The sequence below is a fragment of the Gluconobacter sp. P5E10 genome (genome assembly GCF_018812145.1).
GTDB classification, from domain to species: domain Bacteria; phylum Pseudomonadota; class Alphaproteobacteria; order Acetobacterales; family Acetobacteraceae; genus Gluconobacter; species Gluconobacter cerinus.
On the sequence record NZ_JACRVZ010000001.1, the window covers coordinates 852,757 to 878,068 of the forward strand.

24 protein-coding genes are annotated in these 25,312 nt (G+C 54.9%); 11 read left to right on the plus strand and 13 right to left on the minus strand.

Annotated elements, in window-relative coordinates:
• The first annotated feature begins 46 nt into the window (after window positions 1-46).
• The 3 genes from glpD to glpK are packed head-to-tail and all read left to right on the plus strand — an operon-like array spanning window position 47 to window position 4,140.
• Window positions 47-1,627 (plus strand): glycerol-3-phosphate dehydrogenase, encoded by a 1,581-nt coding sequence (glpD, locus tag KP707_RS03835; protein WP_211502178.1) that lies wholly within the window; start codon window positions 47-49, stop codon window positions 1,625-1,627.
• A 34-nt stretch (window positions 1,628-1,661) separates the two neighbouring features.
• Window positions 1,662-2,564 carry an MIP/aquaporin family protein gene (locus KP707_RS03840; RefSeq protein WP_046899839.1) on the plus strand — a complete coding sequence of 301 codons (903 nt, stop codon included), beginning with the start codon at window positions 1,662-1,664 and terminating at the stop codon, window positions 2,562-2,564.
• A gap of 25 nt (window positions 2,565-2,589) precedes the next feature.
• A complete protein-coding gene (gene glpK / locus KP707_RS03845) occupies window positions 2,590-4,140 on the plus strand; it encodes a glycerol kinase GlpK (RefSeq protein ID WP_211502179.1) in 1,551 nt (516 codons plus the stop codon).
• A gap of 96 nt (window positions 4,141-4,236) precedes the next feature.
• Here the strand turns inward: glpK and KP707_RS03850 are convergent, their stop codons facing one another.
• The 6 genes from KP707_RS03850 to metH form a co-directional block, all read right to left on the minus strand.
• Complete coding sequence (locus tag KP707_RS03850; RefSeq protein WP_211502180.1) at window positions 4,237-4,596, minus strand: hypothetical protein; 360 nt, start codon at window positions 4,594-4,596, stop codon at window positions 4,237-4,239.
• Window positions 4,597-4,808: 212 nt separating this feature from the next.
• Window positions 4,809-5,054 carry a helix-turn-helix transcriptional regulator gene (locus KP707_RS03855; RefSeq protein ID WP_211502181.1) on the minus strand — a complete coding sequence of 82 codons (246 nt, stop codon included), beginning with the start codon at window positions 5,052-5,054 and terminating at the stop codon, window positions 4,809-4,811.
• A 52-nt stretch (window positions 5,055-5,106) separates the two neighbouring features.
• A complete protein-coding gene (gene mqo / locus KP707_RS03860; protein WP_211502182.1) occupies window positions 5,107-6,600 on the minus strand; it encodes a malate dehydrogenase (quinone) in 1,494 nt (497 codons plus the stop codon).
• A 42-nt stretch (window positions 6,601-6,642) separates the two neighbouring features.
• Window positions 6,643-8,061, minus strand: a complete 1,419-nt coding sequence (locus KP707_RS03865) for an FAD-binding oxidoreductase (protein WP_211502183.1) — start codon at window positions 8,059-8,061, stop codon at window positions 6,643-6,645.
• 152 nt (window positions 8,062-8,213) lie between these two features.
• Window positions 8,214-8,462 carry a hypothetical protein gene (locus tag KP707_RS03870; protein WP_211502184.1) on the minus strand — a complete coding sequence of 83 codons (249 nt, stop codon included), beginning with the start codon at window positions 8,460-8,462 and terminating at the stop codon, window positions 8,214-8,216.
• A 20-nt stretch (window positions 8,463-8,482) separates the two neighbouring features.
• Window positions 8,483-11,989: a methionine synthase gene (metH, locus tag KP707_RS03875; RefSeq protein WP_211502185.1), complete on the minus strand. Its 3,507-nt coding sequence runs from the start codon at window positions 11,987-11,989 to the stop codon at window positions 8,483-8,485.
• A gap of 189 nt (window positions 11,990-12,178) precedes the next feature.
• Here metH and KP707_RS03880 point away from each other — a divergent pair, with 189 nt between their 5' ends.
• Window positions 12,179-13,084, plus strand: a complete 906-nt coding sequence (locus KP707_RS03880; RefSeq protein ID WP_211502186.1) for a DMT family transporter — start codon at window positions 12,179-12,181, stop codon at window positions 13,082-13,084.
• The gene (locus tag KP707_RS03885) at window positions 13,084-13,428 is read left to right on the plus strand and encodes a hypothetical protein (RefSeq protein ID WP_211502187.1); all 345 of its coding nucleotides are present in this window, start codon (window positions 13,084-13,086) and stop codon (window positions 13,426-13,428) included. Before KP707_RS03880 ends, KP707_RS03885 begins: the two co-directional genes overlap by 1 nt.
• Here the strand turns inward: KP707_RS03885 and KP707_RS03890 are convergent.
• Window positions 13,419-14,345: a LysR family transcriptional regulator gene (locus KP707_RS03890; protein WP_099210120.1), complete on the minus strand. Its 927-nt coding sequence runs from the start codon at window positions 14,343-14,345 to the stop codon at window positions 13,419-13,421. The two genes, KP707_RS03885 and KP707_RS03890, sit on opposite strands and share 10 nt — an antisense overlap.
• 101 nt (window positions 14,346-14,446) lie before the next feature.
• On the opposite strand from KP707_RS03890, the gene KP707_RS03895 reads away from it, so the two are divergent.
• The 3 genes from KP707_RS03895 to KP707_RS03905 all read left to right on the plus strand — a co-directional run bounded on the left by KP707_RS03895 (window position 14,447) and on the right by KP707_RS03905 (window position 16,620).
• Window positions 14,447-15,271: a class III extradiol ring-cleavage dioxygenase gene (locus tag KP707_RS03895; RefSeq protein WP_211500245.1), complete on the plus strand. Its 825-nt coding sequence runs from the start codon at window positions 14,447-14,449 to the stop codon at window positions 15,269-15,271.
• Window positions 15,272-15,310: 39 nt separating this feature from the next.
• Window positions 15,311-15,913, plus strand: a complete 603-nt coding sequence (locus tag KP707_RS03900) for a YceI family protein (RefSeq protein WP_211502188.1) — start codon at window positions 15,311-15,313, stop codon at window positions 15,911-15,913.
• A 101-nt stretch (window positions 15,914-16,014) separates the two neighbouring features.
• Complete coding sequence (locus tag KP707_RS03905) at window positions 16,015-16,620, plus strand: glutathione binding-like protein (RefSeq protein WP_211502189.1); 606 nt, start codon at window positions 16,015-16,017, stop codon at window positions 16,618-16,620.
• A 59-nt stretch (window positions 16,621-16,679) separates the two neighbouring features.
• Here KP707_RS03905 and KP707_RS03910 read toward each other — a convergent pair whose 3' ends face one another.
• The 3 genes from KP707_RS03910 to KP707_RS03920 all read right to left on the minus strand — a co-directional run bounded on the left by KP707_RS03910 (window position 16,680) and on the right by KP707_RS03920 (window position 18,077).
• Entirely contained in the window at window positions 16,680-17,009 is a 330-nt protein-coding gene (locus KP707_RS03910) for a hypothetical protein (protein WP_211502190.1), read from the minus strand.
• A 262-nt stretch (window positions 17,010-17,271) separates the two neighbouring features.
• Window positions 17,272-17,478 carry a cold-shock protein gene (locus KP707_RS03915; RefSeq protein ID WP_046899487.1) on the minus strand — a complete coding sequence of 69 codons (207 nt, stop codon included), beginning with the start codon at window positions 17,476-17,478 and terminating at the stop codon, window positions 17,272-17,274.
• Between the two features lie 353 nt (window positions 17,479-17,831).
• On the minus strand, window positions 17,832-18,077 hold the full coding sequence (locus tag KP707_RS03920) for a hypothetical protein (RefSeq protein WP_215769404.1): 246 nt from the start codon (window positions 18,075-18,077) through the stop codon (window positions 17,832-17,834).
• A gap of 333 nt (window positions 18,078-18,410) precedes the next feature.
• Here KP707_RS03920 and KP707_RS03925 point away from each other — a divergent pair, with 333 nt between their 5' ends.
• The gene (locus KP707_RS03925; RefSeq protein ID WP_211500195.1) at window positions 18,411-18,734 is read left to right on the plus strand and encodes a hypothetical protein; all 324 of its coding nucleotides are present in this window, start codon (window positions 18,411-18,413) and stop codon (window positions 18,732-18,734) included.
• Between the two features lie 157 nt (window positions 18,735-18,891).
• On the opposite strand, the gene KP707_RS16980 is transcribed toward KP707_RS03925, so the two are convergent.
• Window positions 18,892-19,428, minus strand: coding sequence for an RcnB family protein (locus KP707_RS16980; protein WP_203548650.1), 537 nt, complete (start codon window positions 19,426-19,428; stop codon window positions 18,892-18,894).
• 452 nt (window positions 19,429-19,880) lie between these two features.
• Here KP707_RS16980 and KP707_RS03935 point away from each other — a divergent pair, with 452 nt between their 5' ends.
• A complete protein-coding gene (locus tag KP707_RS03935; RefSeq protein WP_046899483.1) occupies window positions 19,881-20,495 on the plus strand; it encodes a YitT family protein in 615 nt (204 codons plus the stop codon).
• Window positions 20,496-20,704: 209 nt separating this feature from the next.
• On the plus strand, window positions 20,705-22,897 hold the full coding sequence (locus KP707_RS03940) for a TonB-dependent siderophore receptor (protein WP_211500196.1): 2,193 nt from the start codon (window positions 20,705-20,707) through the stop codon (window positions 22,895-22,897).
• 15 nt (window positions 22,898-22,912) lie between these two features.
• Here the strand turns inward: KP707_RS03940 and KP707_RS03945 are convergent, their stop codons facing one another.
• Both KP707_RS03945 and KP707_RS03950 read right to left on the minus strand, forming a co-directional pair.
• A complete protein-coding gene (locus KP707_RS03945; protein ID WP_086633914.1) occupies window positions 22,913-23,551 on the minus strand; it encodes a TetR family transcriptional regulator in 639 nt (212 codons plus the stop codon).
• A 57-nt stretch (window positions 23,552-23,608) separates the two neighbouring features.
• The gene (locus KP707_RS03950; protein ID WP_215751540.1) at window positions 23,609-25,309 is read right to left on the minus strand and encodes a SulP family inorganic anion transporter; all 1,701 of its coding nucleotides are present in this window, start codon (window positions 25,307-25,309) and stop codon (window positions 23,609-23,611) included.
• Window positions 25,310-25,312 lie beyond the last annotated feature (3 nt).

Consider the following 25,312-nt stretch of genomic DNA (forward strand, 5'->3'; position numbering starts at 1 on the left):
ACGAACATCAGATGCTCGTTTTGGAGCGTGGTGGCAGGAGATTGTTATGTCATCGATTCGTGAAGTTTCGCCTTCAAGTCCGCACAGCGCGCCTTATGACGTGCTTGTGGTCGGTGGGGGCATTAACGGCTGCGGCATTGCCCGTGATGCCGCAGGCCGTGGTGCGAAGGTCATCCTTGTCGAGCAGGATGATCTTGCAAGCCATACGTCTTCTGCCAGCACCAAGCTGATCCACGGTGGTCTGCGGTATCTGGAATATTACGAGTTCCGGCTGGTGCGCGAGGCCCTGATTGAGCGTGAGCGTCTGTTGAAGATTGCGCCGCATATCATCTGGCCGATGCGTTTTGTTCTGCCGCACTCTAAGATGCTGCGTCCTGCGTGGCTGCTACGGACAGGCCTGTTCCTGTACGATCACCTCTGCACGACCATGACGTTGCCGAAAACGCGCGCGGTGAACCTCCGTACGGATGTGACAGGGCGCCCGCTCAAGAGCGAATACGTGCGTGGGTTCGAATATTCCGATGGTTGGGTGCAGGACAGTCGTCTGGTTGTGCTCAATGCCATGGATGCCACCCGTCTGGGGGCCTCCATCAACACGCGCACCAAACTTGTGAAAGCTGAACGCGGGCCACAGCTCTGGACCGCAACGCTTCTTGACCGCGACAGTGGTGAAGAACGGACGGTTCAGGCCAAGACCATTGTGAATGCAGCTGGACCATGGGTCGCAGAGCTTCTTCAGGATCGTGTTGGCGTGCAAAGCCGTAACAAGGTGCGTCTCGTTAAAGGAAGCCACATTGTGGTGCCGCGCCTGTTCGAGAGCAAGCAGGCTTATATCCTGCAAAATCCGGACAAGCGGATTGTGTTTGCTATCCCCTATGAGCAGGATTTCACGCTCATCGGCACGACGGACGTTCCTTGGGAGCAGGACCCTGGGAAGGTTGAAATCTCGGCAGATGAAATCAAGTATCTTTGCGAGAGCGTCAGCCGCTATTTCCAGAAGTCAGTCAGCCCGGATGATGTGGTCTGGACGTATGCCGGTGTTCGTCCGCTTTATGACGACAACTCTGGTAATGCCTCCGCTGTAACGCGTGACTACGTGCTGGATGTTGATGCGTCTGGTGCACCGATCCTGTCTGTTTTTGGCGGCAAGATCACAACGTTCCGCAAGCTGGCCGAGCATGCACTTGAGAAACTGGTTCCACATCTTCCCGTGCTCGGCGGTCCATCCTGGACTGCAGAGACGCCACTGCCTGGCGGGGATTTTGCACCGGCTGATTTTGACCGCCAGGTGGCGAAGCTGCAGGCGTATGCGCCTCATCTGGCCCCTTACACAGCGTGGCGGCTCATGCGGAATTACGGTTTGCGGGCGTTTGATATCGCTACGCAGGCAGAAGCCGATATGGGGCAGTGGTTCGGCAAGACACTGAGTGCGCGCGAAGTCGATTATCTGATCGACAACGAATGGGCACGGTCTGCGCAGGACGTGCTGTGGCGCCGCTCGAAGCTGGGTCTGTTCATGACCGATGCCGAGAAAGCCGCACTCCAGACCTATATCGAGGAGCGTGCCGGGACAGAACGTTCGGCTGGCTCCGAGACCTCCGGAACATGGCGGCAGGACGTCGCCTGATCTTTCCTTCAATTCTCATGTCGGACATCCGGTCATGTCAGAGAATAAACGCTACCTTGGTGAACTCCTTGCTGAGTTCTTTGCTGTCGCCATCATCATTCTCTTCGGAGATGGCGTCGCTGCCATGTATTCGCTTTACGATCCCAGCCCGTACAAGACGGCCTACTGGGGCGTCTGTATCGTCTGGGGGCTGTCCGTTACAGTTGCGATTTACGCGACCGGGGCAGTCAGCGGCACGCACGCCAACCCGGCTGTGACGCTCTCACTTGCGCTCTTCCGTGGGTTCTCATGGAAGAAGGTCGTACCCTACATTGGTGCTCAGGTTCTGGGTGGCCTGGCGGGTGCGGCACTCGTGTACTCGCTCTATGTGCCGGTCATTGACCACTACAATGCGGCTCATGGCCTGACGCGTGCACTGGATGGCGGCTCTGCTGGTGTGTTCTTCACGCATCCGGGCGATTTCATCAGTGTCGCTCATGCGTTCTGGGACGAGGCTGTTCTGACCGGTATTCTGGTGTTCGGTATTTTCGCCGTGACCTGCCAGTACAATACGCAGGCTCCGCAGGCGAATTCCGGTGCGCTGATCATTGGTCTTCTCGTTGCTATTATTGGTGCGTCTGCCGGGTATCTGGAAGCCTGGGCCATCAATCCGGCTCGTGACTTTGGTCCACGCCTGTTCTGCTTCTTTGCAGGGTGGGGGCAGGCTGCCATTCCGGCTCCGTCCAACTACTGGTGGGTGCCCATTGCAGCGCCAATGGTCGGTGGTCCGATTGGCGCCGCGATCTACCAGTATGGTCTTCGCCCCTTCATGCCTCGGATTTCTGTGGTAGCATCTGCGCCATCATCTGAAGCGCTAAACCTAGCCGAGCCTGTGCTCGTTGTTTCGAACCCTTCCGTACCTGCCTCAACAGGTCCCGTCATCGACAAGGTCTCTTGATCTGTCCGTTTCCGGAGTAAGTAGCATGGCAAAGAAAGACTACATTCTCGCGATCGATCAGGGCACGACATCGACCCGCAGTATTGTTTTCGACAGCAATGCCCGCGCCGTGTCCATTTCACGTAGCGAATTCCCCCAGCACTATCCTGAGCTGGGTTGGGTCGAGCATGACGTGGAAGATATTTGGGAAGATGTTCTCGAGACGGCGCGTGAAGCGATTTCCACGGCTGGTGGTGTTGGGCGGATTGCTGCGATCGGCATTACCAACCAGCGCGAAACAGTCGTGGTCTGGGACCGCAAGACCGGCAAGCCCATTCATAATGCGCTTGTCTGGCAGGATCGCCGGACGGCTCAGGAATGCAATCGCCTGCGTGAGCAGGGGGCTGAAGAAATTGTGCGTGATAAGACGGGCCTTCTGCTGGACCCCTATTTCTCAGCAAGCAAGATTGCCTGGCTTCTTGATAACGTTTCAGGTGCCCGCAAGCGTGCTGAAGCAGGGGAGCTGGCTGCGGGCACGATCGACAGCTTCCTTCTGTGGCGTCTGACGGGTGGCAAACGCCATGCAACCGACATCACGAATGCCTGCCGTACTTCACTGTTCAACATTCACACCCTTCAGTGGGATGATGAACTGCTGAACCTGTTCAATGTGCCTCGTGCGCTTCTGCCTGAAGTCCAGGACAATAGCGGCTTGTTCGGCAAAACAGAGCCTGACCTGTTTGGTGAATCCATCGTGATCGGTGGTATGGCGGGTGACCAGCATGCTGCTCTGATCGGGCAGGCATGTTTTGAAGAAGGCATGGCGAAAGCGACCTATGGTACGGGCTGCTTCATGCTCCTGAACACAGGCGAGAAGCCAATTCAGTCCAATAACCGTCTGCTGACGACCATTGGTTACCGGATTGGCAACAAGACGACGTATGCTCTCGAAGGATCCATCTTCGTGGCAGGCGCCGGCATCAAGTGGCTGCGTGACGGTCTGCAACTGATCACGCATGCCTCACAGACCGACGATATGGCAACCCGTATTCCGGACAGCCATGGCGTTTACATGGTGCCAGCTTTTGTTGGGCTTGGCGCGCCACATTGGGATCCTGAAGCACGCGGCATGATCTGTGGTCTCACGCTGGGCTCGACGCAGGCACACATTGCCCGCGCGATGCTGGAATCTGTTGCGTACCAGACCTATGACCTCGTTTACGCCATGCGTCAGGACGGTGCGATGCGGGCCAAGACGTTGCGTATTGACGGTGGCATGGCCGCTAACGACTGGTTTGCCCAGTTCCTCGCCAGCATGCTCAAGGCCGATGTGGAGCGCCCTGTAAACGTTGAGACCACGGCCGTTGGCGCTGCTTTCCTTGCCGGGTTGTATGTTGGTGTTTGGGGTAGCCTGGAAGAAGTTGCGGCAACCTGGGCGCAGGAGCGTCTGTTCTCTCCGCGTATGGATCCTGCACAGCGCCGCATCATGCTGGACGGCTGGCAGAATGCAGTTCAGCGCACCCTGACGCCACATGCAGCGAGTGCTGCCCCAGTGCGCGCCAGCAAGCCAAAGGTTGATACAGTTCAGGCAGCCTGACCGCTCTTCAGGTCTGCTTGATATGGCCGGTCTATTCGTCGGGGGACGAAGGCCGGCCTTTTTTATATTTTGGGCTTGCCAGGAAAAATTGGAATTTCAGGCGGCATCCGGTGATGATGGCTGATCGCGTTCCAGCCAGGCGAGTGTGCCAATTTGTGCTGCCGACGCGAGGGTCACAAGATAATTCAGGCAGAGGAAAGCTTGAGTAATGAGGCTGATTGTTTTCAGTTGGCTCAGCTGAAACTGGTCATGAATGAGCGTAAAAGCCAGTAACAGAGGCATAATGACAGCTCCTGCACTCATCACGATGAGGGCAGAGTTTCGGCATATCAGGATGGTTTGCTGCTCTCGTTCATCCCTGTCCCAAGCACTCAGTCTGTATAAAGGATGCTGCAGTTTTATCCGGGCGCAAATATTCAAAAGAAACGTTCCGCTGACGAAGAATACTGACATCATCCAGCCGGGGCTCAGCAGAAATATTGCGCTTGGAAAAAGTATGGTCGCGCAGACTGCAATCGTGACAGGTTTCCAGAGGGGAATTGTGCTTGTCGGTGACACGGGTGTCCCGTCTGGAAACAGTCCCCCAAGCCAGAAAACAGGACGGCCAATGATATTGGCTACATTGTCCATGACGCTGAAAAATTTGTCAGTGGGGCGAGGAGAGAATGTCACTGCTTTCCAGCCTCCATACGCTTGCGCATCTGTGCGACCAGTGAATCAAATGGCGTCAGAGAGAAAACCATTTCGACCTCTGCTTTCAGAACCGCACAGATCTTCATCGCGAGTTCCAGACTGGGTTTGTAATCGCCGCGTTCCAGATAGCCGATCGTCTGGGGGTTAACCTGTACGGCTTCAGCGAGGTCTTTACGCGACAGACCTCGTTCAGCCCGGAAAAGAGCAATACGGTTATGCATCAATATTGTGTATACACAACGGATGAATGCTTTTCTACAATTTTAGACGCACTCAGGCATCAATATTCAAGGTCGCAGCGGTGCTCGTACGTAATTCACGGCAAAGGGCAGCGTTCTGTTTCAGATCCACCCCATAGGCGGGGAAAATCTGTTTAAGACGTGGCAGCCACTCATTTGAAGAAATCTTCTGAGGAAAGCACTTTTCCACGACTTGCAGCGCTACTGAGGCTGCGATGGATGCGCCCGGCGATGCACCGAGAATTGCAACAAGCGACTGATCGGAACTGCGGACCAGCTCTGTGCCGAAGCGCAGAACACCATGAAGACCTTTGTCCGGCTTAATGATCTGAACACGCTGCCCGGCCACAATTTTCGTCCACTGGCTTTCATCAGCCTGAGGATAGAAGTTCAGAAGCGACTGGAAGCGCTTGTGGTCGCTCTGTGTTACTTCGCGCACCAGATAGTTCAGGAGCGAAAGATTATCTTTGCCTGCGGTCATGGCGGGAATGATGTTGCTGCTGTTCAAGGAGTGGAAATAGTCCCTCCAGGAGCCGCTCTTGAGAAACTTGGTGGAAAAACCCGCATACGGGCCAAAAAGAAGGCAGGATTTCCCGTCAATCACCCGCGTATCCAGATGTGGGACAGACATCGGGGGAGATCCGACGGGCGCTTTTCCATAAACTTTCGCATGATGGCGCTGCGTGATGGCAGGGTTGGTGCATTGCAGCCACAAGCCGCTCACTGGGAAGCCTGCGTATCGGCGTGCTTCAGGAATACCGGATTTCTGAAGGAGCGGTAGTGCTGCACCGCCTGCGCCGATAAAGACAAATCGCGTCAGGACAGTCCTGTGTACCCCGGTTTGCATATTGACCGCAGTGACACGCCAACGACCATCGGTTGTTTTGGTCAGGTCCGTAACGCGATGACGATAAAAGCTGTGGAAGCCGGGGGCGGTCTGCAAGCCAGAGAGAAGGCTTCTGGTCAGGGCCCCAAAATCGACATCCGTTCCGCTTTTAATGCGGGTGGCCGCCACAGGAATAGACAGATCCCGACCTTCCATCGCAAGAGGAGCCCAGCTCGCAATAACAGCAGGGTCTTCGCTATATTCCATCCCGTCAAAGCAGTGGTGGTTAGCCATGGCGGTGTAGCGCGCTTTGAGAAAAGCAACGTCAGCTTCGCCCCAGACAAGACTGACATGAGGGCAGGCGTGAATGAATGTGCCCGGATCTGCAATGCGGCCCGTCCGCACCCAGTGCGCCCAGAGCTGGCGGGAGATATCGAACTCGGTATTGACCGCCAGAGCCTTGGAAATATCCACGCTGCCATCTGCACGCTGCGGCGTGTAATTCAGTTCACAGTTTCCTGCGTGCCCGGTCCCGGCATTGTTCCAGGCCTTTGAACTTTCCTGCCCACACTGTTCAAGCGTCTCGAACAGCGTAATGGAGAGTTCGGGGGACAGTTCTTTGAGGAGGGCGGCGAACGTTGCGCTCATGATGCCGCCTCCAATCAGAACGACATCCGGGAACGCGGCAGAAGCTGAAGACATTGCAGGCAGGGTCCGTAAAAGCAGAATATCAGAAGGGTTGTGTTATCCCCGATAAACGGGCCCGTTGGGAAGCAGCTTTCCCGGATTGAGAATATGGTGAGGGTCCATCGTATTCTTCAGCGCACGCATGACGCCGAGTGAGCCTTCACCGTGCTCCTGAGCCAAAAACTCCAGTTTCCCCAGTCCAACCCCGTGCTCGCCACTACAGGAACCTCCGAGAGCCAGCGCCCGACCGACAATTTTCCGGTCCAGATCCAGGGCTTGAGCATAGCCGTCCGGGGAATGTTCGGTGATGATGAGCGTATGGAAATTTCCGTCTCCGACGTGGCCCAGAAGAGGGGCCTTAAGACCGGATGCGGCAATGTCGCTTGAGACACCGGCAATCAGCTCCCCCAGTCGTGAGATTGGAACAATGCAGTCTGTTGAGATGACCCGGGCGGTTGGATCGATGGCCTTTGCGGCCCAGTACGCATCATGGCGCGCTTTCCACAGACGAGCCCGGTCTTCCGCGCTTTCGGCCCAGGCAAAACCAAGTCCATTGTTGGCGAGAGCAATCTCCTGGGTCGCTGTCACCTGTTCCTGTACGGCAGCAGGGGCGCCAGCAAATTCAAAAAATAGCGTTGTCAGGGGGCGATAGCCGGTCAGCTTGGAGTATCGGATGGATGCATCCATCTGAACACTATCCATTAATTCCACACGGTTAATCGGAATGCCGCATTGGATGATTTCCATTGCAGTCTGAACGGCATCGTTCAAGGATTCAAATTGGCAAACTGCAGCGGAGAGGGTGTCAGGGCGGCCATGCAGCTTGAGCTGGATTTCCGTAATAATCCCGAGCGTGCCTTCAGAGCCGATGAAGAGGGACGTCAGATCATAACCAGTGGAAGACTTGCGGACGCGACCGCCGGTTCGGATCACTTCACCTGTCGCAAGCACGACAGTCAGACCCAGCACGTTTTCCTTCATGGTGCCGTAGCGCACGGCTGCCGTTCCGGAAGCGCGGGTCGCGCACATGCCGCCCAGAGTAGCTTCACCGCCCGGATCGACGGGGAAGAAAAGTCCGGTATCGCGGATCTGTGTGTTGAGAGCCTGTCGGGTGAGACCAGCCTGTACGCGGCAATCCAGATCCTCCGGGTTTATCTCCACAATGCCGGTCATGCGGGAGAGATCGAGGCTGATGGCGTGTTCTGGCGGCGTGACATGCCCTTCAACAGAAGTGCCAGCACCAAACGCGACTAAAGGAACGCGGGAGGCATGACATTCCTTCAGAACGGTTGAAACATCGTCCGTGCTCTCAGCGAAGATGACGGCTCCAGGCAGGCGAGCTGCTTCCATGGCTTCACCGTGACTATGTTCTTCCAGCACAGAAGGGGACCTGCTGATCCGGCTGCCCAACCGTCTTTCAAGCCGGGAGAGAACAGTGTGCAGGCGTTCTTCTGCGGAGGGGGAAAGAACCGTCATGGAATATCCGAAATGAAAAATCTTCAATTTTGTAAAATTATTATAAATCCGACAGCTGAAAAGACAATCTATATGCGGCACTCTCACGGAGTGCAGATAAGAAAAACGCCCCATATTGGGGCGTCTTTTTGGAAGTGTAGGATGACGGAACGTTAGTTGGTGGTGCGTCTGTCAATGATGAGCAGCAGGAGATAGGGAAGAAAGAAATACAGGGCCATGACCACCATGAGTGGTTTAAGCAGCCATCCCATATCTGCGTGCAGGACAGAGCGGCTGAACATGTTGGCCAATCCCAAAAGACAGGCCACGCAGAAGAGGCCAAAAAAGTTGGCGAAGAAGCCACGTTCACCGTTGATGAGTCGAAGCTGGGCAAGAAGCCCGCCGATTTGCTGTGATGCCATGACCGTGGTTCTCCGTTGAGTCAGACAGTGAAGTATTTGGCGCGCGGATTCAGCACCACGAGAGCAGACGTTGACTGCTCAGGATGAAGCTGGAACCCGTCAGACAGGGAAATCCCGACGCGCTCGGCATCCAGAAGGCGCAGGATTGGCTCCTGATCTTCAAGGCGGGGGCAGGCAGGATAGCCGAAGGAATAGCGTGACCCACGATAGGACTGGGAGAGCATTTTCTCCATGTCACGATCATCTTCCGCTGCAAAACCAAGCTCTGCCCGGATCCGTTTGTGGGTGTATTCAGCCATGGCTTCCGCCATCTCGACCGAAAGGCCATGCAGATAGAGGTAATCCTGATAGCGATTGGCCTCGAACCATTCCCGGGCAAGGTCTGATGCTTTCTGCCCAACGGTAACAACCTGAAGCCCAACAACGTCGCGGTGCTCATCATTGATGTCACGCACGAAGTCCGCGATGCACTCGCCGTCGTCCTTTGGCTGGCGGGGCAGAGTGAAGCGTGCGGCTTCTGTCTTGCCGTCTTCTTCAAACAGGATCAGGTCGTTTCCGTCACCAGCAGCTTTCCAGTATCCATAGATGGCCTGCGGGCGCAGGATTTCCTGCTCCGCACTGAGCGCCAGCATGCGCTTCAGGACGGGGCGAAGTTCCATTTTCGCATACTCCATGAACTCCTCAAGGGAGCGTCCCTGTTTCCGAAAGCCCCACTGGAACTGATAGAGTGAGCGCTCATTCAGGAACGGCAGCACGGCGTTAGGCGCAGCTTCCACAACCCGTGCGCCCCAGAAAGGTGGCGTGAGAGGAGGCAGTTCGCCTGAGATCCGATTGCGACGCTCCCGTGCGGCGGCAGGATCAACTGTGCCGAAGCCACGCGTTTCAGCGCTTTCCGGAGCACGTGCATTCTTGCGGCTTGCCTTGCCCGCACGGCGGCTCTGGATCGCCCCCAGATAGCCGTCAAACTCTTTTTGCGCGATCTTGTCCATCAGGGACAATCCATCAAACGCATCTCTGGCGTATGCGACGCGGCCTGGCTCGCCGTCTCCGTAAGACAGGGCGCATTCTTCTTCGACGTAGTTTCGGGTCAGAGCCGCGCCACCAAGAATAACGGGAACATCGAAGCCCTGCCGTTTCATCTCCGCGAGGTTCTCACGCATGATGACGGTGGATTTTACGAGAAGCCCTGACATGCCGATAGCGTCAGCATTATGTTCCTTGGCCGCAGCCATCATGTCAGCCAAGGGCACTTTAATGCCGAGGTTGATCACCTGATAGCCGTTATTGGTCAGGATAATGTCCACAAGGTTCTTGCCAATGTCGTGGACGTCACCCTTCACCGTAGCAAGAACCATCGTGCCGCGATGCTGGCCTTCTTTGCGCTCCATGTGCGGCTCAAGCCACGCTACGGCTGTTTTCATGGTCTCGGCAGATTGCAGCACAAACGGAAGCTGCATTTTGCCAGACCCGAAGAGCTCGCCTACGACTTTCATGCCGTCCAGCAGAACGGTGTTGATGATGTCGAGTGGGGCCATATCCTGCATGGCGGCATCAAGGTCGTCCTCGATGCCTTTACGGTCCCCGTCTACAATCCGGTCCTTGAGGCGTTCTGCGGGCGTTTCAGCACGACGCTTCTTGACGGCATCCGCAGCTTTCCGGCCAGCAAAAAGCTCCAGAAGCTTCTGGAGCGGATCATAATCGGTAGTCCGACGGTCAAAGATCAGGTCTTCCGCGACTTTCACTTCTTCCGGCGCAATCAGGTGCAGCGGACGGATTTTTGAAACATGCACGATCGCGCCGGTCATGCCTGCTTTTACGGCATGGTCCAGAAAGACTGAATTCAGAACAGCACGCGCCGCAGGGTTCAGACCAAAGGAAATGTTCGAAAGACCCAGCACGATCTGGATGTCAGGGAATTTATCCCGGATCATCCGAATACCCTCAAGCGTCCAGACGCCGAGCTTACGGTCGTCTTCCATGCCGGTCGCGATGGTGAAGGTCAGCGGATCGATCATCAGGTCGGACTGGGGCAGCCCGTACTGATTGCAGGCGAAATCAACCAGACGCTCTGCAATGCGCAGCTTGTCTTCTGGCGTCTTGGCCATGCCCACTTCGTCAATGGTCAGGGCAATCATCGCGGCGCCGAACTTCTTTGCCAGCTTCATGCGGGCATGCGCCTGATCTTCACCATCCTCAAAGTTGATTGAGTTGATGATCGGCTTGCCACCATGCAGCTTCAGAGCGGCCTCAATGACTGGTGTCTCGGTTGAATCGATGACCAGAGGCGCATTAACGGATGACGTGAAGCGCGTGACGACTTCGTTCATCTCCGCGACTTCGTCTCGGCCAACGAATGCCGTGCAGACGTCCAGAGCGTTGGAGCCTTCGGCAGCCTGTTCCCGGCCGACGGCGACGCAGCCATCCCAGTCGCCCGCTTCCTGAAGTTCACGCCATTTCTTGGAGCCGTTGGCGTTGCAGCGCTCGCCGATCGAGAAGTAGCTGTTTTCCTGCCGCAGCGGCACCTGCGAGTAGAGGCTGGATACAGACGGCATCCAGATCGTGCTGCGCTTGACCGGAGCAGGACGGTATTTTTCGCGACCCACGCGGCGCAGCATGCCGTCCAGAGCCTGGATATGAGGAGTGGACGTTCCGCAGCACCCGCCAATCAGGTTGAGTCCATCTTCAAGGATAAAACGCTCCATCCACACAGCCATTTCGTCCGGGCTGAGAGGATAGACCGTTTTACCATCTACCAGTTCCGGGAGACCGGCATTGGGCTGCATGGAAATCAGGCCTGGCCAGTTTTCAGACAACCAGCGGACGTGCTCTGCCATTTCCTGCGGGCCGGTCGCACAGTTCAGTCCCAAAGACGGGACGTCCAGCGCGTTGACGGTTGTGGCTGCCGCAGCGATGTCGGGTCCAACGAGGAGGGTGCCGGTGGTTTCAACCGTCACCTGTACGAAAATGGGAGCGTCCGACCCGAGTTCGATCCGTGCGGCTTTGGCTGCGTTGACGGCCGCTTTGATCTGGAGCGTGTCCTGACACGTCTCAATCAGGAACCCATCGACACCGCCGTCAATCAGGCCACGGCACTGTTCAATCAGCCCGGCTTCAAGCGTGTCATAATCGATGTTGCCAAGTGTTGGCAGTTTTGTGCCGGGGCCGATGGAGCCCATGACGTAACGATGGCGGCCGTCGCAGAAGGTCTCTGCCGCCTCTCGGGCCAGTGTAGCAGCAACACGGTTAATTTCGCGGCTTCGGTCCTGGAGGTCGAACTCAGCAAGCGTGACGATCGAGCCACCAAACGTGTTGGTCTCGACCATATCCGCGCCAGCTTCGAAATAGCCGCGATGAATTTCGCGAACCAGCTCAGGGCGGGAAAGATTCAGGATTTCCGTGCAGTTTTCCTGGCCCCAGTAGTCTTTCTCAACTTCCAGATCGAGCATCTGCACGCGCGATCCCATACCACCGTCACACAGCAGAACCTGGTCTGACAGGGCATCAAGCAGATGGGGACGTGAGGACATTGAGGCGCTCTTCAGGAATAAAATCAGGACAGAATATTATGCCAGGCGATCGGGCCCGGCATGGAGGCCTGCCTGTATAACGGTTGAGGGAAGCTGCTGGCAAACCGGATCTGTCCTGTCCTTCTTTTAACAGGCCTGTCATATGTGGTGCATCTCCCTGAATTGGGAATCCCTTCTCGCGGAACAGCAATGACAAATTCAGTTGGTCGTTTCCTTCCACTCTTTATAGCAGTCGCCATTCTGTCCTGGGCTAGTGCGTATCCGGTTGTGCGTATTGCCCTGCATGACTTCGCACCTATCCCGCTCGCGGCCGTACGATATGCCATCGCCGCGATTGCTGCGGGTGGCTGGCTGCTCTGGAAACGTCCTGCTCGCCTGCAGAAAGCGGATATTCCGCAGGTTCTGGGATGCGGTGCGGTGGGCATCACGCTGTACAATATCTTTTTTAACTGCGGCGAAGTAACAGTCTCCGCGGGGGCCGCGAGCCTCCTTATCAGTGCCGCGCCTCTAATGGCCGGGCTTATTGCCATGGCGTTTCTTGGTGAGCGCATGTCTCTTCTGGGGTGGGCAGGATCCATTCTTAGTTTTGCTGGTGTTGTCCTGATCGCCCAAGGGCAGTCTGGCGGATTGTCTTTCGGTTCAGGTGCGACGTTCGTGTTCGGAGCCGCTGTTTGCGGAGCGCTCTACACGAATCTTCAGAAAGGGCTGATCCGTCGGTACGGTGCTCTCACAACGATCGCTTATATTTTGATCAGTGGTGCTCTGTTCCTGCTGCCATGGCTGCCAGAAGGATTGGCCAGCTTTTCTCATGCATCATGGGCAGGACGGGCATCCGTGCTGGAACTGGGCATTTTCCCCGCCGCAATCGGATATGCTGCTTGGGCTTTTGTGATCGGGCATCTGGGAGCTACGCGGGGCGCTGCGCTGCTGTATCTGCTCCCGCCTGTCACGATGGTTCTGGCCTATATTCTGACCCACGAGATTCCGACGTTCCGGACACTCGTTGGCGGTGCCATTGTTATGGCTGGCGTTATTGTCACCAACACATGGGGGCGCCACCCTGTTGCGGCGCCAAGCAACCGGTTGAATAACTGATGTCTCAGCTCTTTCTCTCGGTCGTCACGGATCTTTCTAACTGGCCGTCATCGCGCAGGGCAGACGTCGTTCTTGTAGCGGACGTACCGGGAGAGGGCTGGTCAGACGTAGTGTCCATGCCGGCACCCTCTCCATTTCGCAAGAGACACGGCATCGGGTGTTCCTGCTGCTCGCGAGAAGGGTTGTCGATGGTTTTGGCCCAAGTTTTTCAGGATCATGTGACGGGGGCGAGGTCGACAATTCGCGGAGTGGTCGTTCTTGTCGGTGTTCAGGAGCAGCGGGACGTTCTGCAAATGCTTGAACAGGATGTTCTGGTGAGAGCCAGATATCGTCTTCAGGACTGATGACCTGCTCGTTCCCATGGAGGAACGGGCGCATAACGTGCCGCCAGAAAATCGATCATCACTCGGACTTTGAGCGGTACGTGCGTTGTGGGCACATACACTGCATGCAGATCTGGCCCTTCCAGCAAGGGAGTATCGAGCGTGATAGGTTTGAGAAGGCCTGACTGAAGCTCATCGGCGACAATAAATGTTGGCTGATAAAGAATGCCCTGGCCCGCCAATGCTGCCGTGCGTAGGACGTCTCCATTATTGGAGCGCAGGCTGCTTTTGACCGGAATGGTCCGTTCTCCCCGGCGTCCGAAACTCCAGCGTGTGGTGCCCACGGGGTCGCTGAGGGTGTAGCCGAGGCAGGTGTGATGTTCGAGGTCACTGACCGTGGCTGGAGTGCCATGTTTGGCCAGATAGGAGGGGGCGGCACAAAGCGTGAAGTTGATATGCGCCAGACGCCGAGCTTTGAGGCTGCTGGGCAACAGATGACCGATCCTGAGAGTTAAATCCCAGCCTTCAGCAATAGGATCGACGCGGCGATCATCCACGCCCAGTTCGACTGTCACCAAAGGGTATTTCTGGCTGAATTCCGGTAGGAGGGGTGCGACATGGCGAATGGCGAAAGATACGGGCGTGTTCATGCGCAGCAGCCCGCGCGGCTCGGCTGCGCCTGCGGTGACTTCCTGCTCCATGTCTTCAAGGCTGCTCAGGAGTTTCTGGCACCGATCGAGATAGAGTTGCCCAGGTTCAGTCAATGAGAGGCGGCGCGTGCTGCGATGGAAAAGTGCCACACCCAGATGAGCTTCGAGCGCTGAAACGTGTTTTGTCACCATCGTCTGGGATAGGCCCAGAGACCGTGCCGCAGCAGCAAAGCTTCCTTGTCCCACTACCCTAACAAAGGCTTGCATACTGGTAATCCGGTCGAGCACTTCACACTCCTGGTGCCAGATGACTTTCCTGTAGTCAGGATTATCGTTGTCGGAGTTTGATGACAACCTTCGCGGCAGATCGACTGACGACGGAGTTTCTCATGACGGATAATTCGAGGCAGACAGGGCCGATAGAACGCCAGCCTGCTATTTTTATTCCTCATGGGGGTGGTCCCTGCTTTTTCATGGACTGGCCGGATATCTGGGATCGAATGGCAAAGCATTTGCGTGGGGTCGCTGCTACGTTGCCTCAGCGTCCCGCTGCTTTGGTCGTCATGTCAGGGCATTGGGAAACTGACCGGGTTACTGTGACAACCGGTACCCATCCCCAACTGATCTATGATTATTACGGCTTTCCTGCCCACACTTATGAGCTCCAGTATCCGGCCCCAGGCTCTCCGAAGCTTGCTGAATACATCCAGAAGCTTCTTGCAAAGGCTGGAATTGCGAGTGGTGGAGATGCCTATCGTGGGTTTGACCACGGAGTGTTCATTCCGCTCATGCTGGCGTTCGAAAAGGCCGATATTCCTGTCGTTGAAATCTCCTTGCCGTTGAATGTGACGGCTGAGGACGTGATGGAAATCGGCAGAGCTTTGGCCCCGCTACGAGATGAAAACGTGCTGCTGGTGGGGGCGGGGATGACGTATCACAATCTGCGACGTTTCCTGCGTCCAGACGCAGAGGCTGACGAGCAGTCCCGGCATTTCGATGACTGGCTTTATCGGGCTGTAAGTGAGGAGCCTAACCAGCGTTCGTCCCGGCTGGCACGATGGACAGATGCTCCGTTTGCTCAAGACTGCCATCCGAAGGCCGAGCATCTGTTACCATTGATGTTTGTGGCGGGGGCGGCAGGAACGGACCCGGGTGTCCGAGATTATAGTGATACCGTCATGGGGAAGGCGTTGTCCGGCTTCCGCTTCGGTTGAACTTGCTTCTGTTTCAATTCAAAAAAGAAAGATCTTCCCATGAAGAAAATACTCTCTGGTGCTTTTGCAGCGCTTGCTTGCGCTGCGGTATCCACTACTGCCATTGCCGCTGCGCCGGCCGATGTGAAGAGTGGCTCTTATAAGGTTGAAGCTGGCCATACCCAGGTCAATTTTTCAGTCCTGCACTTTGGTTTTTCCTACTATTCGGGACAGTTCTCCAACGTGAGTGGCAGCCTGAAGCTGGATGCCAGCCATCCGGAGAAATCGAAGCTTTCCGTGACAATTCCGGTTTCCAGCGTGGCGACATCCAGCTCGGTATTGACGGATGAGCTGAAAAACAATGAGTGGTTTGATGCTGCGAAATATCCGGATGCGACTTTCGTCTCGACGGAAGTTTCCCCGGTAGGTGCTGAAGATGCTGTTGTCAGTGGTAATCTGACACTCCATGGCATCACAAAGCCGGTTGTTCTGCATGTGCACTTCGTTGGCGCTGGTGTGAACCCGATGGACAAGGCCTATACGGTTGGCTTCCAGGCTACTGGAACAATCCATCGCAGTGACTTCGGCGTCAAAAAGTATGTTCCCTATGTCGGCGATGACGTTAGCCTGACAATTGCCGGAGCTTTTGAAAAGCAGCCCTGAGTTTTTTCTCGCATAAACAAGGCGGGATATTTCCCGCCTTTTCTCGGATGAGGAATAAGATCATTCTATTCCCTGCGTCTTCGCGCAATGGAGAAGTGATTATGAAGCTTTACTATAAGCCTGGTGCGTGTTCGCTTGCAGCGCATATTATTCTGAATGAAATCGGTCAGCCGTATACGCTTGAAAAAGTAGATACGACCACGAAGAAAACAGAGACCGGCGCAGATTATCTTGCCATCAATCCACGAGGAGCCGTACCGGCAATCGAGATTGAGCCGGGTGTTGTTTTAACCCAGAATTCGGCGGTTCTTCAGTATATTGGAGATCATTCGGACGTTCTGGCTTTTCGTCCAGCCTACGGCTCCCTGGAACGAGCGAGACTGCAGGAAGCTCTCGGGTTCTGTGGTGATCTGCACAGCGCATTCGGTGGCCTGTTTGCCCCCAACCTGACGGAGGAGGCTGAGAAGTCTGTTCATGCACAGATCCATCGGCGGATGACGCAGTTCGAGGATATGCTGTCTGATGACAAAGCTTACTGGCTTGGAGACGACTTCACGCAAGCCGACGCTTACGCGGCTGTTATCCTGACGTGGGCTGTTTTCAAGAAACTGGATATTTCTCATCACCGCAAAGCATGGGCATTGCGGGAGAGAGTGATGTCTCGTCCGTCTGCAAAGCGGGCGCTGCAGGAAGAAGGCTTGGCCTGATTCTGCACTGTGCGGAGGGGGCGACGAATAGCCCTCTCTGCGGATTGTAAATTTCGATATTAGCGAATGCTGTCGATATGGTAACCGTTCGACATTCTGTATGTGACGAGAAAATGCTTTCTTGTTTTGTGTGTCTGGTACCAATCATCCGCAAAATAATTACTGATCATTGTTCCGTGCAGGTCATACGTTATTTTGTATGACGTTGGTGCACCCAAACCCGCATTGATTTTGTCTACAGAGACGATTTTTGCGATGGTGACATGTGTGATGGAATCGTCCCCAGATACTTTCTGCCATCCGATCCACCCAAATATTGCTAAGGTCGTGACAAGAAAGATTGCAAAGAATAAACCCATCCATTCTTTCTTTTGAGCGGATAGCGCCATACAGAACCTTCTTCAAATCAGTAGAGATACACGACAATAAAATTATATTTGCACATATCTGTTTCTACCTTTGATGACACGTAAAATATTTTTTCTGTATTTATTTCAGGGCGCTAAAAATCTGAAACTGGCGAGTTGTAGGGAAGTGCATCGCTAACGCGGCTAAGGAGCATATACGCCTAAATTAAGATTTGGCGTTCAGGCATAAAAAAAGCCGCTCCGAAGAGCGGCTTTTCGCACAGACGAGCTGCTGATTAAAGCTTCAAAGAGCCTTAATGCTTACTGCAGACGTCTTGCCGTTACGGCCAGCTTCGAGCTCGTAAGAGACCTGCTGACCTTCGTTGAGGGTATGGATGCCGGCACGCTCAAGTTCAGAGATGTGAACGAACGCGTCCTGACCACCATTGTCCGGCTGAATGAAGCCGAAGCCTTTGGTGGAGTTAAACCATTTTACGGTGCCTGTTGCCATAACGAGGCTCCTTTTTTAACAATAGCGGTCGTGCACAAAACACACACGAAATCATAACTTTTACGGAGAAAGAATGGCGCAACATGCGCCGGTTACCCCAGTAAAAGCACCCGCTAAAAAGACAATGGGGGTATTGCGTTTGAGATGCAAGGGAAAACATCTGAATGGAGTAAAATAAAATGTTACTCAGACTGTAAAATACTATTCAAAGCGTATATTTATTTGTTGCGATTATAAAAGATAATGCCCGCTACTTGTATGAATTTTATGCATAAAAATCTTATTAAAGCTGCTTTATTTCTCGCATCCTGAAAAATTTCGTGTCCATACCTCTTCCCCTGAGTAGGGAGTTTTTAGTCGATATTCACTCTTCGAACACCGCCTGGAACCTTCGTTTTTGCCTCTCGGTGAACAAATGAGGCAGAGGTCGTGTTGTAATCCGGGTTTTCTGCCATCGCCTGCAGTGTCGCATCGTCTCTAAGATCGAGAGGCCTTGGATGCCCGTCGTTGCTCTTCTGCGCTGCGACCGCACACACCTGCATGGCATGGCTAAAGGGAAGAGGATTGCCCTGTGTCCCGGTAAACATCTGCTCACGCACACAATGGCTGTCAGTCTGGCCAGTCAACCACGGGGCTGATGAGCATGCGGAAAGAGAAATGAGGGCAAAAAGAGGAAGGTAGCGCATAAGGGCTAGTGTACTACGGGACAATCCGGGCCGCAAAGAAAACTGACGTGTGCGGATGCCGTTTCCAATACCGCCGTGTCCGTCACTGGAGAGGCATGCAGTATATTATAAGAAAGTGACCTCCGTCGCTTTGCTTCTCCGTTCTCCCGGCGCGCTCATATATCATGCGCCTATCAGGTTTCTTTTGAGATAATTTGAACCTTTGCTGTGGTGAAGAATTTAGTGTTCACCCTGTAGGAGGCGAACATGTCGATCCTGATCAGCACATCACTTTCCAAATCTGTCTTCCGAATGGATTATCCGGGTACGACGGATCCATTATTTCCAGATGGTGACCCGATGGTTGATGACCCATCTGAGGAAGAGGAAACGCCAGAGCCAGACGAATGGCCCGATGTGGAGTTGCCCGAAGAGCCAGGGCCTTCGCCATATCCGCCGTTTGGTCTGAAGACGGTCAGTGCAGGGGTGGTTGATCTACCAACCCCGCGACCGCCTCAGCCCCCAATGCCGCCGTCACCTTTGCCAACAGAGCCTCCTCCATTGGAAGAGCCTCCGCAGCCGCTGAATTAATTCAAGCAATTGGCTCTTGGTTCTCACCGCGGGGCAAGGGCAGTCCGTCTCTGACGGCGTATGGCCACCGATATCTGATGGCCGTCTATGATGTTTATTATGGAAAAAGTTCGTAAAGGCGCGTCGTCTGCAACGCGCCTTTTGTCAAACCTGGAAATTAGTATCCAGGTGCGGGGTATGGAGCGGGGGTAGGCCCGTAGCTCGGATACGGCGTCGGAGCGACCACCGCCGGGCCGTTCACATTGCCCATGATGACGTTACTAATGATGCCCGTTGTGATTGCGGCGAGGAGAAAGCTTCCACCGTAATCAATCCAGCGATATCCCGGAGGTGGGGCATAAAGGCCGGGGTATCTGTGCCAGCTATCAACAAAAACGCCCCCGCCATTGTAACGATCACCAGAGCGCCACATGCCGCGATGAGGGCCTGCGCCACGGAAACCACCGCCGCCCCCGCCGGGGCCTCCACGATAACCATTTCCCCCTTGGCCGCGTCCGCCACCGCCTGGGCCGCCGCCGTCACGATGTCCTCCACCACCATTCGGGCCACCTCCGTCGCGATGTCCCCCGCCGCCACCCGGGCCACCGCCATCACGGCCGCCTCCTGGACCTCCCTGAGCGCTAGCTACTGTGGGGGCGATAGCGAGTGCCAAGCCCATCAGCAGAGCTACAGATCGTTTAGTCTTGGTGGACATAAAAAACTCCGTTCGTAATGCGCCATCAAAGGTCTCCCGATGTGGCGAAAATTGGTCACCATTGTAACAGAGAGACAAAACCTCGGACTTTGTTGCGAGATTTCCGGAAAATTTCTCTCGGTTTGCCTTCGCCAAGGGGAGGTTGCTCACGAGCATATCGCGAATGCCCGGCTATCGAACCCGGTATCGTAGGAAATGTGTCATCTCAGCGCGTTCATAATGGCACGGTTCCAAGAATCGCCGGCTGTGAAAACCGTGTTTCCAAACATACGTAAAACGGCTTGCTATCAGCAGTTTCAAACAAGATCAGGGAAGCCCGATTGAAACAATATTCTCTTGGAATGAAAGGGGCTGTGCAGGGGGCAAAGACTACACTATCTGGCGAAAATTCTCATGGATCTGACGCGGCTATTTTTAAAGCTTTTAGCCGTCGAGCGACTGGATTTCCGGATATGACTTCGCCTTATGGCCCAGGGCTGCGTCACTCCCACGCAGAAGATGTCTACGCGTTTCTGATTGGTTGTTCTCTGATTGTGATGGGGCTGATGTGTCTGCACAAGGCCGGGCTTGTGACCGGTGGAGTGGCAGGTATTGCCTTGCTGTTGTCTTACATCGTGCCGATGACGCCTGGAAATCTGTTCACGGTCATCAACATACCGTTTCTTCTTTTTGCCGTTCGCGCCATGGGTGCCCGTTTCGCGCTTAAGACCACGATTGCCAGTTTTGGTATTACTGCCCTCGCGAGTGTTATTCCGAGCGTTATGGAACTTGCGTATGTCCAGCCTCTGTTCGCAGCGATATTCGGCGGAACAGTGATTGGGATGGGTATTCTCTCGTTGGCTCGTCATCAGGCGGGTGTAGGCGGGACAGGCGTTATCACGCTCTGGCTTCAGAAAAGCCGTGGCCTGAACGCCGGCCGCGTTCAGATCATGATTGATGCAGCCATTCTGACGCTGTCTGCTTTCTTCTTGCCGTGGGAAAAGGCCGTTCTGTCAGCCGTAAGCGCTTTTGCCATGAGTAGTGTGCTCATGGTGTTCCATCGGCCTGGACGATACATCGGGCATTAGAGAAAGCCGCTTTCTGGCGGTTTCCAGCAGCACATCCCAGTTAAGAGAACGGCGCTCCGGAATGCAGACCATGACGAACTGTGTTTCTGAAGAGACAGTGCGCCTCAAAAGATCGCCACATCAGGCAGTTTGAGCAAACTCAAATTGTGGCACTGAGTGCCAAAATGTAGAAGGTGCGGAGAATTTAGAACAACGAACAGGATTCAGGCATGAAACTCTCGCGGCTGGCTTTGTACCTTCTGGCTGGATCTGTCATGGGCAATGTTCCCTCTTATGCGGCAGAAACCAAAGAAAAAGCTACTCCGGAAGCGGCCGCGAAGAAGTCTGTACGCGCGTCTGAACCTGAGAATATCACTGTTCATCGTCGTAACGGAAGTGGCACGGCAGCAGAATACCGTACGAAGGAAGCCTCTCTTGGCCCTCTTGGTACGCGATCCATTCTGGATACGCCGATGTCTGTCATGGTGGTGCCCCACGACGTTCTGGTTAACCAGCAGACCAGAAACATCAATGATCTGATTGCATTCGTGCCATCTGCCCAGCTTGAAATGCGTGGTGATCCGAATACCAGTCGGCCTCAGTCCCGTGGGTTTGAGGGCGACGTTATTGCCAATACGCGCATGGATGGCCTCAACATGGTCATCACCACACCTTATGCTGCGGAGCAGTTTGATAGTGTTCAGGTTCTGAATGGGTTGGCTGGTGCGGTGTATGGTCCGCAAAATCCAGCGGGCACATTTGACTTCACATTGAAGCGCCCGACAGACCGGCAGACAGAGCGTTTTGTTGTGGGTGTTGATTCCATTGGGGCACCCATGGAAAGCCTCGATGTCTCAGGTCGGGTCGGCCACAACAAGTGGTTCGGCTACCGGCTAAACCTGTTGAACCAGAACGGAGAGGGGTACGTCGCAGACTCTCACCTTCGGCGTAACCTGGTGAGTGGTGATTTCGACATTCACCTTTCACCGAAGACAGTCATCCAGATTGATGCCAGCCAGTACACATATGCCCAGCGCGGCTATCCGGGTGGCTTTTCGTATGCAACGACGATTCAGCTACCGGATGCTCCGGATCTTAGCCAGAAGGGATACGGTCAGAAGCAAGCCGGTTACAACATGGAAACCGATACTGCCCTGATGAAGATCATTCATCACTTCAATGATGACTGGAGCCTGAAGCTGGGTGGGATGTGGCAGAATGCTGCCAGAAATGTTTTCAGTACGGGTAACCAGCTGCTGAACTCTGCGGGACTTTACCGTCAGACAATCTCAGCTGCGACGACGGCGAATGATTTCGTGGCGGGCAGCAATACGGCTTATTTGAATGGATCGTTCCATACGGGCCCACTGAAGCACCAGATCGAGATTGGAACCAACGGCTACGTCATGGGGAACTACAACCCGACGTCATCGACCGGCACTTTGACTCTGGGACAGGCGACAATTGGTAACCCACAGAGATTTCCGAGTGCACAGCCTTATTATTCCGGACGTTATAAATCTGCCGATACCATGACGCAGTCCCTGCTGGCCGGGGATACGATTTCTCTGGGCAAGCACTGGTCCATCATGGGGACGCTGGCCTGGAGTTGGCTGAGCACCAATAACTATGCAACGAGTGGCACGAAAACGTCGTCCTACAGCCGTGCCGCTGCCTTTAGCCCGATGACAAGTCTGCTTTATAAGCCGGCAGCCAATCAGACGGCTTATTTCACCTGGGGGCGGTCCTTGCAGGCTGGTACTTCGGCGCCGGCAGGTGCTGTGAATGAAAACGAAGTGACAGCTCCTCTGCGTTCAGAAGAGTATGAGGTTGGTTACAAGATTTTGGTGGCCAAGAGACTGCAGCTGAATATTGCTGGCTTTAGAATGTCTCGCCCGTTCGCTTATACAGATCCTGTTACGTATGTTTATTCCAATTACGGTGTGCAGCGGAATTACGGCGTTGAATTCCAGGCATCAGGAAATCTGACGCAGGATCTGAGCATCCTGGGCGGCATGACGTGGCTGGATGCTCAACTGCTGAACACGGGTGTGGCCAAGACGTCCTACAAGCAGGTTGTTGGCGTACCGCCTTTAATGGCGAACATGTTGATTGATTATCGACTGCCATTTCTTAAAGGCGGCGCTGTCAATGCGAACGTGCATTACATGGGGCGCCGGGCGGCCAATGTATATAACACCACGTTTGCTCCGTCTTATGTGACGCTGGATCTGGGCGCGCGCTATGCAACGCACGTTTATCATCAGCCTCTTGTGTTCCGCTTCGGGGTCGATAACGTCACGAACCAGAGCTACTGGGCTTCTGTTTACCCGTCGAGCATCAACGGTGGTGGAAGCGCTACAAACTCTGCGGTTGCTGGCCTGCCACGGACGTATCACTTCACGATTGAACTGGATCTCTGAGGCAATAAAGCCCTTTCAGCCGAGGCTGAGAGGGCTGTCTTCCATCCAGAGAAGAGGATGGAACGTGAAGGCACGGCGCAGGATATGTTCCAGATCTGTGCGGCCTTCGGTCTTCATCCATTCGTCTACAGCTGTGCGATAAGTTGCAATCGCGGTCCGCGCAATCAGGCGCGCTGCCAATGATGGCATATCTGTGGGGGGGAGGCGGTCCATGAGGGCTTTGGCAAGCGCCTCTTCCCATTCCTCATATTTTTGCAGACTGACACTCCGAAGTGCGGGCTCGTGCTCAAGGAGTTGTACGAGCGCGTAGGCGTATTCCCGGTTGGCGGTGATCCGTCGAACAACCGGAAGAAGGGCCAGAAGGACCATGTCCTGCAACGAAGCATCCGGACTGGCAGACGCAATCGCATCATTAAATGCCTGAGTCATGTCGCTGGTCCAGGCGAGGATGATGTCTCCCTTGCCTGAAAAGTATCGGAATAGTGTTCTGCGGGAGACATTGGCAGCTTCGGCGATTTGCTCGACAGACGTTTCTTCATATCCCTGAGTAGAAAACAGCCGCAGTGCCTCCCACGCTAGGGCCGTCGCGGTGCGATCCTTTTTGCTTTGCCGCCTGCCGAGATCTTTTTTCTTGTCCTGTTCGCCATCCATCATGGTCCGACGGTCTTCCAGTAAGCGGGGAATATCATCTTGGTGTCGTCCAGAAGGTCATCATGATGGCGTGTGTGTGGGAGCGGAGCTGCCCGGTGTATGGTTTGTCGCGTCTGTATAACGCCTGGCGGCGGCAAGGGCAGTGTGAAGTTCTTCAAAAATATTTTCTGGACCGATTGCGACTATCAAATGGTGTCGGTTCATATCTGCCCTGAGATCCTGGCTTACACGGCCAAAAATCATCGTCACCTGCCTCTGTTTGAGTGTTGCGAGTAACAGGTGCAGGTCGTTGGCTGCCGAATAATCAATATCCGTGATGGGGCTGCATTCAATGAGAATGCAGTGAACGGGGTGCGGGGCATCGCTAAGCAACGTCAGGATGTCTCGGTTGAAGCGAGTAGAGTTGGCGTAGAACAGGTCAGCACAAAAGCGGAAAATGATGAGCCCAGGCTCGCTCTCCAGGCCGCCGCGGGCTGGAACGGCTTCCAGTGTGCCCTGAGGAGTAAATGGCTGGAGAACGGCCGTGTGAGGATCGTAACTGTGGCGCACATGACGAAACAGCGACAGGGCGATGGCGGTGAGTACGCCCTGTTCTACTCCAGCGCCAACAACGACTGCCGCCGTCACAAGTGCAAGCCAGAACTCTCCCGGGCTTTCCTGACGAATTGAGAGCAGTGCGCGGATTTCGATCATTCCCAGCGCGACAGTGAAGACAATCGCGGCGAGTACGCATTGTGGAAGGTATTGCAAAGGCGTGGTGAGGAAGAGGAGCACGACCAGGGTGGAAAGAGAAAAGACAACTTGTGCCACCTGACTCCGGGCACCTGCTCGTACCGCCATAGCTGTCTGGGTTGGACTGCCGTTAACCGTGAAGGTACCACTGACTGCTGCAAGTATGTTGGCAGCTGCCAATCCCGTCAGATCCCTGTTTTCATTCAGTTCTTCGTCGAACTGTGTTGCGTACACGCGGGATGTCGCAGCGCTTTGGGTGATGATGACGAAGACGCATGAGGCTGCCACAGGAAAAAGCGCAAGCAGTTCATTCCAGCTGATAATGGGCATTTGGAAGGTCGGCAGTCCGCTTTGGATAGGGCCAAGCGTCGGGAGATTCCGCGTCAGGAATGGGACTGTTCTGTCTGCCAGAATAGCGCCAACGACGGCCAGTAATGCGGCAGGGCATCGTGGGAAAAACCGGTTTAGAAGGAGCAAGCCGCCCACGGTGGCACCGGCGGTAAGGGTGGATGTCAGGTTGAGATGAGTGGCCTGAGTAAGAGTTTCGACCACCTGCATCGCGGGGTTATGCGATGTCATCTGGATGCCGAGCATGTCGTGAAACATGGAAATGGCGATCTGGACGCCGACCCCTGTCATGAAGCCAACAAGGACTGTTCGAGAAAGAAAGTCTGCCAAAAAACCGAGGCGAAATAATCTGGCGGCCAGAAGCAGCATTCCGGCAAGGAGCGCGTTAGCGCTGACCAACGCCATGTAGTGTGCGCTTCCTGGTGCAGCCATGGCTGTAACAGCGCCAGAGAGAATGGCCGCAGTGGCGGAATCTGCCGCGACAAGAAGATGTCTGGAAGAGCCGAAGGCGGCAAAGCCCACAAGAGGCAGAAGAACTGTATAAAGCCCGGTGACGGATGGCATGGCCGCAATGCGGGCATAACCAAGGACCTGCGGGATGTTTGTAAAAGCGAGCGAAAGCCCTGCCAGAACATCGGTTCGCCATGATGGCGGAAGCTTTCGACGCCAGGGAGGCTCCATCAC